The sequence below is a fragment of the Bacillus sp. BS98 genome, from assembly GCF_008432245.1.
Lineage (GTDB): Bacteria > Bacillota > Bacilli > Bacillales > Bacillaceae_G > Bacillus_A > Bacillus_A toyonensis.
In genome coordinates this window covers 1314260-1327504 of record NZ_CP043830.1, presented here as the reverse complement: position 1 = coordinate 1327504, position 13245 = coordinate 1314260, and the positions used below count along the sequence as shown (strand labels likewise).

At 34.7% G+C, this 13245-nt stretch carries 14 protein-coding genes and 1 pseudogene; 2 read left to right on the top strand and 13 right to left on the bottom strand.

The features are described from left to right. Positions 1-130: 130 nt before the first annotated feature. The 11 genes and pseudogenes from F0362_RS06990 to F0362_RS06935 all read right to left on the bottom strand — a co-directional run bounded on the left by F0362_RS06990 (position 131) and on the right by F0362_RS06935 (position 11102). Positions 131-2260, bottom strand: a complete 2130-nt coding sequence (locus tag F0362_RS06990) for a sigma 54-interacting transcriptional regulator (RefSeq protein ID WP_000491359.1) — start codon at positions 2258-2260, stop codon at positions 131-133. A gap of 146 nt (positions 2261-2406) precedes the next feature. Next, the gene (locus F0362_RS06985) at positions 2407-2655 is read right to left on the bottom strand and encodes a biotin/lipoyl attachment domain-containing protein (protein WP_000291046.1); all 249 of its coding nucleotides are present in this window, start codon (positions 2653-2655) and stop codon (positions 2407-2409) included. A gap of 27 nt (positions 2656-2682) precedes the next feature. Then, a complete protein-coding gene (locus F0362_RS06980; protein ID WP_000762558.1) occupies positions 2683-2973 on the bottom strand; it encodes an SAV0927 family protein in 291 nt (96 codons plus the stop codon). A 17-nt stretch (positions 2974-2990) separates the two neighbouring features. Then, positions 2991-4265 carry a Glu/Leu/Phe/Val family dehydrogenase gene (locus F0362_RS06975; protein ID WP_002105498.1) on the bottom strand — a complete coding sequence of 425 codons (1275 nt, stop codon included), beginning with the start codon at positions 4263-4265 and terminating at the stop codon, positions 2991-2993. Between the two features lie 185 nt (positions 4266-4450). After that, positions 4451-5800 (bottom strand): APC family permease, encoded by a 1350-nt coding sequence (locus tag F0362_RS06970; RefSeq protein WP_000521249.1) that lies wholly within the window; start codon positions 5798-5800, stop codon positions 4451-4453. A 418-nt stretch (positions 5801-6218) separates the two neighbouring features. After that, positions 6219-7187, bottom strand: a complete 969-nt coding sequence (gene nrdF / locus F0362_RS06965; protein WP_001203010.1) for a class 1b ribonucleoside-diphosphate reductase subunit beta — start codon at positions 7185-7187, stop codon at positions 6219-6221. Positions 7188-7281: 94 nt separating this feature from the next. Continuing rightward, a complete protein-coding gene (locus F0362_RS06960) occupies positions 7282-8232 on the bottom strand; it encodes a ribonucleotide reductase large subunit (protein ID WP_073990709.1) in 951 nt (316 codons plus the stop codon). Between the two features lie 382 nt (positions 8233-8614). Next, positions 8615-9742, bottom strand: a pseudogene (locus F0362_RS06955) (ribonucleotide reductase N-terminal alpha domain-containing protein); the annotation flags it as partial. Then, on the bottom strand, positions 9729-10088 hold the full coding sequence (gene nrdI, locus F0362_RS06950) for a class Ib ribonucleoside-diphosphate reductase assembly flavoprotein NrdI (protein WP_000959449.1): 360 nt from the start codon (positions 10086-10088) through the stop codon (positions 9729-9731). The pseudogene F0362_RS06955 and the gene nrdI, both read right to left, overlap by 14 nt. A gap of 476 nt (positions 10089-10564) precedes the next feature. After that, positions 10565-10882: a hypothetical protein gene (locus F0362_RS06940; RefSeq protein WP_000502192.1), complete on the bottom strand. Its 318-nt coding sequence runs from the start codon at positions 10880-10882 to the stop codon at positions 10565-10567. Between the two features lie 25 nt (positions 10883-10907). Beyond that, the gene (locus tag F0362_RS06935) at positions 10908-11102 is read right to left on the bottom strand and encodes a hypothetical protein (RefSeq protein ID WP_000344285.1); all 195 of its coding nucleotides are present in this window, start codon (positions 11100-11102) and stop codon (positions 10908-10910) included. A 245-nt stretch (positions 11103-11347) separates the two neighbouring features. Here F0362_RS06935 and F0362_RS06930 point away from each other — a divergent pair, with 245 nt between their 5' ends. After that, positions 11348-11926, top strand: a complete 579-nt coding sequence (locus F0362_RS06930; protein WP_000619577.1) for a GNAT family N-acetyltransferase — start codon at positions 11348-11350, stop codon at positions 11924-11926. Between the two features lie 36 nt (positions 11927-11962). Here the strand turns inward: F0362_RS06930 and F0362_RS06925 are convergent, their stop codons facing one another. Together F0362_RS06925 and F0362_RS30475 are read right to left on the bottom strand one after the other, a co-directional pair. Next, positions 11963-12565 (bottom strand): histidine phosphatase family protein, encoded by a 603-nt coding sequence (locus tag F0362_RS06925; protein WP_000264991.1) that lies wholly within the window; start codon positions 12563-12565, stop codon positions 11963-11965. Positions 12566-12656: 91 nt separating this feature from the next. Next, the gene (locus F0362_RS30475; protein WP_000461689.1) at positions 12657-12803 is read right to left on the bottom strand and encodes a hypothetical protein; all 147 of its coding nucleotides are present in this window, start codon (positions 12801-12803) and stop codon (positions 12657-12659) included. Positions 12804-13043: 240 nt separating this feature from the next. Between F0362_RS30475 and F0362_RS06920 the strand changes: the two genes are divergently transcribed. Further along, entirely contained in the window at positions 13044-13229 is a 186-nt protein-coding gene (locus F0362_RS06920; protein ID WP_001165081.1) for a YkvS family protein, read from the top strand. Positions 13230-13245: the final 16 nt, after the last annotated feature.

Below are 13245 nucleotides of genomic sequence, written 5' to 3'. Positions count from 1 at the left end.
AAACGTATATCAGTACCATTACCATCTTTCATTTTGCTGAAATGTGAGATGATAGTACTTGCCACCCACGAATAGTGGAAAACTCGCTAAACTAACAAAAAAGGAGAGGTCTATGTGACCTTCTCCTTTTTTAGGAATACGAGATTATATCAGTTGGCATTCCTTTTTCACTGACAATCCTTTGATATTTTCGACTCACTGAAGATTGGCTAATGCCAAGAGCTTTTGCTGCCTTAGTCGTTGTTTTATACTGCTTCATTGCAAGTAAAATCAATTGTTCTTCTACAGAATGTAGTGCTTCTTGTAACGGTAATACTCTCGTAATAACTGGTTTTGATTTTTTAAAGTCATAACCGGGGGTTAAAAACTTACTAACAAACTCAGCTTCAATTACTGGATCATCTGCTGATACTACTAAACGTTCAATCATATTTTGTAATTCACGTACATTTCCTGGCCATGAATAAAACTCTAGTAAGTTAAGTGCATCCGGAGTTAAATGATAGTTTTTATTATATTTTTCATTTAACTGTTGTAAAAAATGAAAAGCGAGTACTGGAACATCTTCCATTCGTTCTCGTAGAGGAGGCACTTGCAATGGAATTACATTTAAGCGATAAAATAAATCTTCACGGAACGTTCCTGCCTCTACCATCTTTTCCAGACTTTTATTTGTAGCGGCAATAATTTGTACATTTATTTTCGTAGGTATTGTACTTCCAATAGGAATTACTTCTTGTTCCTGCAGGACCCTAAGCAATTTCACCTGCAAATGTAGAGGCATTTCTCCAATTTCATCTAAAAATAAAATACCTTGATCAGCTCGCTTGAAATATCCTTCTTTTCCATTTTTATCTGCTCCTGTAAAAGCACCTTTCGTATAACCAAATAGTTCACTTTCTAACAAAGTTTCTGGAATTGCACCACAATTTAATTTTAAAAATGGCTTTGCAGATCGCTTTCCAAGTTGATGAATTGCTTGAGCAATTACTTCCTTCCCGACGCCCGATTCTCCGGAAATAAGAACATTGGAAGAGAAATCTGCTATTTTTTTAGCTTGGTTTATAATTTGCTCCATTTTCGGACTACAGTAAATAAGTTTCTTAAGAAAACGATCTTTATTTTTAAAATCATCTAATTCCTTCTTATATTGCTCTGATATTCTCTTTATTTCATGTAATTCCGTCTTTAATCTCGTAGCTTCTGTAATATCTCTTGAAGCAATAATAATACGATGAAGCTCTCCGTTTTCATCAAATACAGGATTTCCAACTGCCAATATTTTTCTTCCACTTTTTGTTTCTTGTACAACTGATACCTTTTTTTGTTGCTCCAATACTAATCGCGTAACAGATGGACTAAATAACCCTTTCTGTTCTAAGTCTAAAAGGTTTTTACCTAAAAGATCCTTCAAATTACTCCCCCAAAAATCATTAATAACGGTTTCACTGTAACGAATTAATTCCCCTTTATGATTAACAACTAATATTTCATCATAAATACTAGACAAAATTGCATGCAAATCTTTGTTTAAATCCTTTATATATTCAATTTCCATTGCCATGTCCTCAACCATCGGCAAATCTTGTACGATAATAACCATTCCTTCAATATTTCCATCAAAGTTTGGAATGGGACTGTAGTCAACTAATACACCCATCTCATTTGTGATTTGTAATTGATTCAAAATTGTCTTTCCCGTTGCAAATACGTTATTAATATGTCCTTCGTTAAAAATTTGTTCTGCTGGTACATTCATTACTCTTTCAGGTGTAGATTTAATCATCTTCAAACCAGATTCATTGCAATTTACAATTTTCTTTTCACGATCCACTACAAAAATCCCCATTGGAATAGACGTTAAAATAATTTTTAATATATCAACACTCTGATTTTCTTGTTTAAATAGTTCTGCAAAAACATCTTCTCTTCTTATATATCCTATTAACTCATCCATTTCATTTTTCACTATCGCAATCGGCGCTCCAATAATTTGAAACAGAGCTGTTAAAGAAATATTTTTACTAAGATAACATATTGTATCTAGCGAAACTGCATTTGCAAGCAATGCCTTGGAATGTAAGTCCTTACTGTTTGATAGCAGATCCTTGACATGAACGTATGCAAATAATTTCTCTCCCCTTTTTAAAAATAGAAAAGGTTCTTTTATATTTTCAACGTCTATATTCCATTCCTTTTCGGATTGATCGATAGGTAGAGAAACAATAGGTCTAATTTTATTACGAGCAATGGAAAACATTCTGCTATTCCTCCTTTGGGCTACTTAATTTGTATTGTATCATTAAATGCAGATTTTTTTAATTAATCTGAAAACAAAAAACATTCTTTCCTTTACTTAATAAAAAAAGGAAGATGAGCACTTCCATCTTCCTCATTGTTCTATCATTAATCACTACCACTAACGAAAAGGTCTTCTTGAATATAAGCTAATACCATACCTGGAATTACTTTATCTCCTGCCTCTACTTCTAAAGAGTGAACTTCTCCGCTACATCCCATCTTAATTACTTCCAGTTTACCATTCATATCTTTAATCGAAAATAATGGCTCCCATTCATAAACTCGAGAATCCTTAACAATAGAAACTTTTTCAATTGTTCCATAGCATGGACTCGTAATAATATCATAGTACATAATCAATCATCCCCTTCTTTTATTCTATTAATATTGCTCTTCTAACCTTTGTGACTGAAGAATCATATAAAAAAAGCTTTGAAACTCTTCTATGTCTTCAATCTCAATTCCTAACCTCGGTGCCCAATATTGTTCCTCTACAATATCTTCTTGACTTAATAAAATCATTCTCCCATTTTGAATAGAGGTAACCATTGCTTTTCCAAGAAACTGTTGTGAATACGTAACAGCTATATCGTAACGATGACTTTTCGACAAAACACAATAATAACCGATTGGTTGTCTCTCCACTTCTTCTAATAAAATATCCAGTTTCATTTGAGCCCTCCTTTAGGTTAAAAATGCAACCAACCTCTTAGGCGCGATGCTTCTACAATCTTACGAACTCCTTCAATATAAGCAGCAATTTTCATATTTACTCCAAAGTGTTTTGAAGTGTCAAGTACGTTAGAAAAACTAGATGTAATTTTCTCCTTTAAACATTGATCAACATATCGCTCTGTCCAATAATATCCTTGATTATTTTGACACCATTCAAAATAAGAAACAATAACACCACCCGAGTTTGCTAAAATATCTGGAACAACCAAAACTCCCTTTTCTTCTAACATCGTTATCGCCTCTTTTGTTGTTGGACCATTTGCAGCCTCAATGATAATCTTACATCCAAGCTTTCCTGCATTATGTTTCGTAATGACTCCCCCAATTGCCGCTGGAATGAGTACATCACATTCTTTTTCTAACAACTCCTGATTAGAAATTGTTTTACTAAAGAGATTCGATACTACACCGAAAGAATCTCTGTTTTCTAATAAATAAGGAACATCTAAGCCGTCTGGATTATAAATTCCTCCTATAGCATCTGATACCCCAACTACTTTCACACCAATATCATATAAATATTTCGCCAAATACCCTCCAACATTCCCAAATCCTTGAATAATAACTCTCATATTTTGTAGTGGAATTTGTTTTAACTCACTTACTAACTGAAGCGTATACAATACACCTTTAGAAGTTGCTGTTTCCCGTCCTTGTGATCCTCCTAGCATTAATGGCTTCCCGGTTATAAAGCCTGGAGAGTCAAACTCCCTAATATGGTCATATTCATCTAGCATCCAAGCCATAATTTGCGCATTTGTGTACATATCAGGAGCCGGAATATCTTTCGTCGGTCCCACAATTTGACTTACTGCCCTTACATACCCACGACTCAATAACTCTAATTCTCTAAAACTCATCTCCTGTGGATTACAAATAATCCCGCCCTTTGCGCCTCCATATGGCAGTCCTGTCACTCCACATTTCAAGCTCATCCAGCCAGCAAGTGCTTTTACTTCTTCTGCCGTAACATCTGGATGGAATCTAATACCACCTTTCGTTGGCCCAGCTGCGTCATTATGCTGAGCACGATACCCTTGAAATACCTTTGTTGTTCCATCATCCATACGAACAGGAATACTTACTTCTAAAAAACGCATTGGTTTTTTCAGAAATTCAAATACTTCGTCTGGATAATGTAAAAAATGAAGCGCCTCTTTTAATATAGCTTGAAATTCCTCTAAAGGATTTTCAACCTCACCTGTATGTTTTTCTGACTGAATCGGCACGATAACACCCCGCTTTTTATTTTTACTAATTATACAAAGCAATAATCGTGCCAAGTGAAAATGCTACGATAATCATATTGTGTCACCCTCCTACTTATGACGCTTTGAATGACTTATGCAATACTGCATGATTATTAAATATAAAAAGCAAAAGACATCGGGATTTATCCGATGTCTTTTGCTTTTTACATTTCCTGCACTTCTTCAAAATGCATTTGCGGAGGAGCTAAGCGGAACATATTTGTAATATATAAAAGGTATCCCATTCCAATAGCAGCCCAGCAAATACCGAGAATAAGTGAATGAACATTGAGATTAAACCATAGTACTGCTACAGTACCAGCACCTAAAATAGGCATCACTAAAAAATTTAAACAGTCTTTTATCGTTTTATATCTTTTTTTCTTAATTACATAGTAGGAAATTACAGATAAATTAACAAATGTAAATGCAATAAGCGCTCCAAAATTAATAAGTGATGCTGCCGTTTCTAAATCAATGAATATCGCAGAGAGTGAAATAACTCCTACAATAATAATGTTATATACTGGCGTTCGCCAACGAGGATGAATGTATCCGAATATTTTTTTCGGAATGACATTATCTCGACCCATTACGTACAATAATCTAGACACACTTGTATGAGAAGCTAAACCAGACGCGAGTGTCCCCATAAGCGTTCCTACTAAAAAGAAAGCTTGAAATAGTTTTCCACCAACATATAGCGCAATTTCTGGAGACGCTGATTCTTTATCTTTAAATACAGATGTATCTGGAAAGAAAGATTGTGTAAAATACGTAGTTGTAATGAATAAAACTCCACCGATTAAAGCAGTAAGAAAAATAGCCCGAGGTATTGTCTTCCTCGCGTTTGGTGTCTCTTCCGAAAATGTAGTTACTGCATCAAAACCTAAAAATGAAAAACAAAGAATTGTTGCACCTGCAACTAACGGTGATATTTGTATATCTGATTGAAAAAACGGCTGAATGGAAAAAACTTCTCCTGTTCCCTCTCCCGCTAATAAACCTTTTATAACTAGAAAAACAAACACGGCCATTACTAGCACTTGAAATATTACTAAAAACGTATTGAAGTTAGCAGTAACATTTACGCTAATAACATTTATAAGTGTAATCAGTAGAATAAAACCAATGACCCATATCCAATTAGGAACACTTGGAAAAAATGCTGACAAATAAATTCTCGTTAATAGTGCGTTCACCATCGGCAGAAACAAATAATCCAATAATGCGGACCATCCAACAAGAAACCCAAGTCTTGTACTAATTGTTTTCTGTGTATACGTATAAGCTGATCCTGCGGTAGGAAAAACCTTTACCATTTTGCCGTAGCTTGCAGCGGTAAACAACATCCCTGCTAATGCAATCAAATAAGCTCCTGGAACATGCCCACCTGTTTTTTCCGAAACGATTCCAAACGTATCAAATCCAACCATCGGTGTCATATACCCGACCCCTAGCATAACAATTGACCAAAGCCCTAACGAACGTTTTAAACCAACTACTTTTCCCACCTATCATTCCCCCTACTTTCTCTATCTCATTTTCATTTGAAAATCGACAGCGAAAAGGAAACGCTTTCAAATAGCTGTATACATCACACCAACTATTACAGTTCCCTTTTGTTTTTAAATATCATGCAATTTTCGAGCCAAAATGTATGTAATTAAAAAATTCAATTCGAAAGAAAACATATAGGTGGAATGAGGCCTCACTTCTTCTCATTTTTTATTCATTTTGACATAAGTTATTCAATCTCTCATACTGCTAAATATAAAAAATAAAACTTTAATTCGTGTTTTTTATTTTCACTCCCTTACAAATTTGGTTTTTATGAGATAGGAATATTTCCATGAAATAATAACATTATGTAAACTATCCATAGAAAAAAGCTGTCTTTTCTATAAAGACAGCTTTTTCTATGACACGATATTAAAAATTGAATGCGAAGTCATCGTCAGATAACTTTTCAACGTTCGTTGCTTTTACGTAACCATTTCCTTTTACAGAGAAGAAATCATGGTTTTTCGTATCTGTACGTAGACCATTTAAAACGATTGGGTTAATTTCTTCTTCTTCAAACTTCGGCTCAAGTCCTAAATTCATAAGTCCTTTATTCGCATTGTAGCGAACGAAACGATTTACATCATCTACAAGACCGATAGAAGTGTAAATTTCTTCTGTGTATGCCATTTCAATTTCATATAGTTCCATTAATAACTCTTGCGTTTCTTTTTGCACTTCTTGTTGATCTTCTGCAGAAAGCTCTGCGAAAAGTTGTTGTGCTAAAATACCGACGAATACGCCGTGAATGGACTCATCACGAATGATTAGGTTAATAATTTCACCACTTGCCGTCAATTTACCTTGACCTGCTAAGTAAAGTGGATAGAAGAATCCACTATAGAATAAGTAACTTTCTAAGAACACACTTGCTACCATTGCCATGTATAACTCTTTTTTCGTTACTTGAGGCTTTAATAAACGACGATAGTAACGAGTAATAATACCAGCCTTTTTCTCAAGTAATGGATGATTGTCTACCCATTCAAAAATATCATCAATTTCTTCTTCCGTAGCTAACGTTGTAAAAATATGACTGTAACTCTTCGCATGTACTTCTTCCATAGCTCCCATGAAAGCTAATACACTTTTTGCTTGTAAATTTTCAAGATGAACAAGTACAAGTGGCATCCCTTCGCCACCTTGTTTCGTATCTAAAAGTGTTAAACCACCTAATACACGCTTATAAGCAATTTGCTCTTCTTTTGATAATTGTGCCCAAGTATTTTTGTCAGAAGACACCGCGATTTCTTCTTCTGTCCAAAACTGAGCGATGTTTTGCTTCCAAAACATTAAACTAAAATCATCTTCCTTTTTGTTCCAGTTTACCGCACGCATTCAATCGCCCCTTCTCTAAATAAACATGAAAAATTGATAACTAAGCATGAGCAGGGTTCAGAAAACCCTGCTCATAATGTCTCACTTTTTTATATTAAACGGTACAAGCTACGCACTCTTCCACGCTTAATTTACGTGTTCTCGTATAATACAGACTCTTTAAGCCTTTTTTATGTGCATAGATGTAGTAACGTGCTAACTCACGTGTTGAAATATCACTATTGACGTAAAGAATTGTACTAATTCCTTGGTCAATATGCTCTTGAATTTCTGCAATTAAATCAATTAATTTAAACTGATTCATATCGTAAGAAGATTTATAGTACCAGAACGTATCTTTTGATAAATACGGCATTGGATAATATGTTGTCGCATTCGCATACGTTCTTGATTCGATTTGACTTACGATCGGCATTACGCTTGAAGTTGCATTTTGAACGTAACTGATAGATTGTGTTGGAGCGATAGCAAGACGGTATGAATTATATAATCCATTCTTCTGCACTTGCTCTTTTAAACTTGTCCAATCTTCTTTTGTTGGAATATGAATTCCTTCAAATAGTTGCTGAACTTTTTCAGTTACTGGGCTGTAATCTGTCGTTTCATACTTCTCAAAGTATGTGCCGTTCGCATAATCAGACTTATCGAAGTCTTTAAATGTTTCGCCTTTTTCTTTAGCGATTTCCATACTTTTCTCAATAGAGTAGTAATTTAACATCATAAAGAATGTACGTGCGAACTCTTTCGCTTCTGCACTTTCATAACCGATTTTATTTTTTGCTAAATATCCATGTAAGTTCATTGCTCCAAGTCCAACTGAATGAAGCTCATCATTTGCTTTTTTCACAGTTGGTGCATTCGGAATGATTGTCATATCAGAAACAGCTGTTAAAGCTTCCATTCCTGCATGAACTGCTTCACGAATTTCTTTATTTTCCATTACATTTACGATATTTAGTGATCCTAAGTTACAGTTAATATCGCGGCGGATAATGTCATCTGTACCGTAATCATTTATTTCAGAAGTTTCTTGTAGCTGGAAGATTTCTGTCTCGAATGTTCAACCGAGTTCGCTACTCCTCAGTCCGTTGCTCATGCAACTGCTGTATGTCACCATACAGGACAGACTATATCATCACCTACAGCATTACCTGATTAGGTGCTCCGCTTTTCGAACGCCAATCGCTTGCGCTCTACTCCCATAAGGGATAGTCGTTAGGCTTTTACTTATCTTAATCTTTCAGAAAGTCTCTTATTACTTTATGTTGTCTGATCACTCTGCTATACAAAATAATAAGATACATTCTGAACTTTTCTATGCTCATTCTAAGATAAGATTTAGCACGGTAGGTTACCTCAAACTTGAGGCTTTCCCCGTTTAACGGAGTTTTCGACTAGCATTTCTACTAGAAGGTGCTACATATTTAACACAAGTTCGACATCTTCACAGTTCCAATATCCTTCAGTGGATGCTGGTTATTTGCATTTGATTTAAACATTAAGTATGGGTAACCAGACTCAAGCTGAATCATTGCGATTTTAATAAGCATATCACGTGCACTAATATCTAGCGGCTTCTTCTTCACTTTCGGATTGCTCATTAATTCATCGTACATTTCATCAATATCAATATCATCTAAATGCTTGCCATATTCTTTAAACACCGTATAAGGCGCGAAAACATGGAAAGGTTCGTTTTTCTCAGCAAGCTCAAAGAACTTACTTGGAACGATAATTCCGATTGATAGAGACTGAATACGGCTCTTCTCGTCGGCATTTATTTTCTTTGTATCAAGGAATTCGATAATATCCCAATGGAAGATGTTTAAGTATACTGCACCAGCACCTTTTCGTTGGCCAAGTTGATTCGCATATGAAAACGAATCTTCAAGCAATTTCATAACAGGTACTACACCACTTGCAGCGTTATCAATCCCTTTAATTTGCTCACCACGCGCACGTAGCTTAGATAAGTTTAAAGCTACTCCCCCGCCAATTTTTGATAATTGCATTGCAGTATTAATGTTAAAGCCGATTGAATTTAAGCTATCGTCCATCTCTAACAAGAAACAAGACACCATTTCTCCTCTTCTGCTTCTTCCCGCATTTAAAAAGGTTGGTGTCGCTGGTTGGTAGTTTTGTTTTACAATCATGCTTGCGAATTGTTTTGCCTTCGCAACATCACCGCGTCCTAAGTATAATGACACAATTGCTACACGATCTTCATAGCTTTCTAAGTATTGTTTTTGATCATTCGTTTTTAACGCATAATCCTTGTAGAACTTAGATGCTGCCATATAAGATTGGAATTCGAAGTTTTCACCATAAGCGATGTTATATACTCCTTCTACTTCCTCCAAGCTATACTCGTCCAGAACATTGTAATAGTAATCATGTTCTTTCATATACTCCATTCGCTCTGCCACGCTATTAAAAGGAACGGTATTCTCTCTAGCTTCTTCCATAAAGACTTCTAATGCCTCTTTATCTTTATGAAGCTGATAAAAACCGTCCTGCATTTGCGTGATTTCATTATTCAGTTCAATGTGTCGCAATCTCCCGCACCCTTTCCTTAAAATATTCTACATCGTTATTTGTTCCTGATAACTCAAATTTTGATACAATAGGCACTTCATATTTAGCAGAAATTTTGTCAGCACTTGCACCGAACATGTCTCCCCAGTTACGATTGCCGCTTGCAGATACGCCTTTTAATTTGTCATTATTGCGCTCTAAAAATTCTAAAACACGTTCTGGTACATTGCCAAAACCTGTTGTATACGTAATAAGAATAAAGTCTTCATCTATTACTAGATCTTCACCAATTTGAACGGCCGGCATATTTAATTTGTGAATGAAACGCTTCACGTTTCCTGTCATAGAATCATATGCAACTAACATTTCCGACCCTCCCTCTCCAATCTATACTCTTTGTATGTCATTTCTTGATTTCTCTATATATTGTATTACGTTTCAAAATAAGACACAAGATATATGTATAAATTCTTTCTTTTTTTAACTTTTACTTTTCGACAAGACCGCCGATTTTTTTCAATACAATGACTATGAAACAACATTCTAAAACTCATGTCAATAAAGTGCTTTTCAAAAAAGTTGTCAACGAATTTAACCTCATTTTAAAAAAAGTTAACAATATATTTTGTCATAAAACGGCAAATGCTGGAGGAATATATTTCTCCAGCATCACGCAAAAAAGAACAGACATGAAACGATAATCTGTTCTAACAAACGATTACATTTATCAATTTTACTTTATTAAATATTATACATATACTTTCGTTGCTCGTTACATACTAAAAGATAACTATTATAGAAAAAGATTATTATTATGGCGTTTCAATTTATGTATGAAAAGTTTATTCAGAGTGCTCAATACGCAAAATATCTTTTACAAATATGTGATGCGGATTCTCATCTTTATCAAGCATTGTACATACAGGAGCTTCTTCATCAAAGTATACGATCATTCCTTCTATGTACTCATATGTCTGTTGAACTTGTACAGTTACTTTAATTTCTGCCGCTTGCTCATACGCCCTTTTTATTTTCTGAAGCATTTTTGTTGAACATTTTCGTTTCTCTGGATACATAACCATTCCCATACATCTATTTCCGGCTCTATCTTTCCACATATAATCCCAATGCGGTAAAATGCCTTGTTTAAAATCGCCCATAATTCTCCTCCCCTTTATCTTCTATTTATGAACGTGGCGTTTTTGAATATGTATAAATTACCTGTCCGCCGCGTTGTGCATTCCCAATAATATGTTTAAAATCTTCTCGACTTACTACAACTTTCCTAAACGTATAAAATACATCTTTCGTTGCAACATACTCCTTTATCTCACCATTTTTCAGCTGATCCAAAATTGTATTTGCTAATTGTTCATCCATGTATTTCACCTCTATGCAATATTTTATTTTATCGTATCTTTTATAGGTCAACAACTGTAAATTTTTCCTGTTGCTATGCCTTCATTTCATTTTCATTATTTTACAAGCAGTATTGCTTTATTATATGTCCACTAAATATCATATACTAACATAGCTACTTCTCTATATCAAACATTTTGGCATTCAATCATACAAAGTTCCATACCACTATGTTACAATATACAAATAGAACTAGGAGGGATACTATGATTCGGAAAGCAACAAAGACAGATGCAAAGGCAATATCTCCTTTATTGTATAATGCTCTGCATGAAATTGCTGAAAAAATCACTGGTAGCACAGTTGAAGCAAATGTATTACTAGGACTTGAAAAATGGTTCGTAAAAGAAAATAATCGATTGAGCTATGAAAACTGTTTAGTGGCGGAACAAGATGGAAAGGTAGTTGGGGTTATTGTCGCTTATCACGGTAGTGACGCTCAACAACTTGATGCACCAATCATACGCCACTTAAGAGAACTACATGAAGATGAATCCATTACGTTAGAAAAAGAAGCTGAACTTGATGAGTATTATATTGACACGTTGTCAGTTTCAAATATGTACGGCGGACGTGGCATTGGCTCTAAGTTAATCGATGCAGCTGAACTTCATGCAGCTGAAACAGGTTATGAAAAAATCGCCTTACTTGTTAATTTAGAAAACAAGCGTGCTTTTTCACTGTATGAAAAACTAGGTTACAACAAAGATAAAACCGTAATGCTCGTTGGCGAACCTTATGCTCATCTAATAAAACCATTACGTACATTGGTTTCTATATCTTAAAAAAAAGCACACGATTTTATATAAAATCGTGTGCTTTTAAGTTAATTTTGTATTTAATACACTTCCATTCATCGCCTCATGGAACGTATACTTTGTATATCCCCACGGCTTCCGATGAAAAATAGGAGGTCCAGACCATCCCATCGCCCTCAGTTCCGCACCAATCATCGTATTAAAATAGCTATGTCCTACTATCGCGATTTTCCCGTGCACCATTGCATAGTGATGTAACATGTTAGCAGCTTCTTTTGCCCTTCCCCTTGCTTCCTTATACGACTCAACATCTTTATGATACCCAACCATCCATAAAGCACGTCCAATAAAAAACCAAGTCCCCGGCTTACATTTAAACCATTCTGGTGCAAAAAAACTCGACGGTACTTCTACTTCCCTAAAAAGAGAATTTTGCACAAAGGACAAAGAATTCATTAATTCCGCTGCTGACTGTACAGCACGTCTTTGATCACTCGATACAATTAAATTTGCCGATTCTACTGCCTCAATTGTTTCAATCGGTATGTTACATTCCCTACTCATACTATCTACATCATATCTCTTCAGCCATTCATGAAATGAAGTAATTGTCATCGGTTCTATAGTACTATTCAAGCGACCATGACGAATAAAAGATATCCACATTCTTTTCACTCTCCATTCATCACTTACGAACTATATTATGTACTATTTCTTACATTCATCATAACATGCTGAAAATAAAAGTTACATATTGTTACATATCTCCGCCACTACTATGAGTAACTGAAGCATCTATTCCATCAAAATATGTATTCGTTTCATGTTGACGAATTTTCTTCAACTGTGTATAAGAAAATAAATATAAGAACAAAGCTATAAAGCTCCCCATAATTTCAAACATTATTTTACCGTTCCTATTTCCCCCTTATTAAACAGACCAACATCCATTTTCATTATAAAGATATAAACACTTTTTCTCCAGCATCATATGAAATATGGATATTATCTTACAAAATATGAATATTTTTCGACTTTTTCCTTTGAAAACATTTACAAAACAGGAAACATAGTTCAAAATAAAGGAAAATAAAAAATCCCAAATTATTCTTTTTTGGAAAAACTGTAACAAGGAGAGTTGCTTATGCAGATCGCAGAAACTGGAGATATCATCGAATTTAAAGGTGGAATGCAAGGCCGTGTTCAAAAGGTAAATCAAAACTCTGTTATTGTTGATATAACAATTATGGAGAATTTTAGAGAACTAGATATGGAACCTCTTACAGTTGTAAGTCATAAAAACTATACTGTCATTAATCAAAATGCATAATATAATAGAAAGAAAA

What these genes read in the sequence shown, in the direction of transcription:
- F0362_RS06940 (WP_000502192.1), bottom strand. Translation starts at nt 10,882, where the DNA reads ATGGGCGATTTTAAACAAGGCATTTTACCGCATTGGGATTATATGTGG.
- F0362_RS06930 (WP_000619577.1), top strand. Translation starts at nt 11,348, where the DNA reads ATGATTCGGAAAGCAACAAAGACAGATGCAAAGGCAATATCTCCTTTA.
- F0362_RS06985 (WP_000291046.1), bottom strand. Translation starts at nt 2,655, where the DNA reads ATGTACTATGATATTATTACGAGTCCATGCTATGGAACAATTGAAAAA.
- F0362_RS30475 (WP_000461689.1), bottom strand. Translation starts at nt 12,803, where the DNA reads ATGTTTGAAATTATGGGGAGCTTTATAGCTTTGTTCTTATATTTATTT.
- F0362_RS06925 (WP_000264991.1), bottom strand. Translation starts at nt 12,565, where the DNA reads ATGTGGATATCTTTTATTCGTCATGGTCGCTTGAATAGTACTATAGAA.
- F0362_RS06920 (WP_001165081.1), top strand. Translation starts at nt 13,044, where the DNA reads ATGCAGATCGCAGAAACTGGAGATATCATCGAATTTAAAGGTGGAATG.
- F0362_RS06990 (WP_000491359.1), bottom strand. Translation starts at nt 2,260, where the DNA reads ATGTTTTCCATTGCTCGTAATAAAATTAGACCTATTGTTTCTCTACCT.
- F0362_RS06980 (WP_000762558.1), bottom strand. Translation starts at nt 2,973, where the DNA reads ATGAAACTGGATATTTTATTAGAAGAAGTGGAGAGACAACCAATCGGT.
- nrdF (WP_001203010.1), bottom strand. Translation starts at nt 7,187, where the DNA reads ATGCGTGCGGTAAACTGGAACAAAAAGGAAGATGATTTTAGTTTAATG.
- F0362_RS06935 (WP_000344285.1), bottom strand. Translation starts at nt 11,102, where the DNA reads ATGGATGAACAATTAGCAAATACAATTTTGGATCAGCTGAAAAATGGT.
- nrdI (WP_000959449.1), bottom strand. Translation starts at nt 10,088, where the DNA reads ATGTTAGTTGCATATGATTCTATGACAGGAAACGTGAAGCGTTTCATT.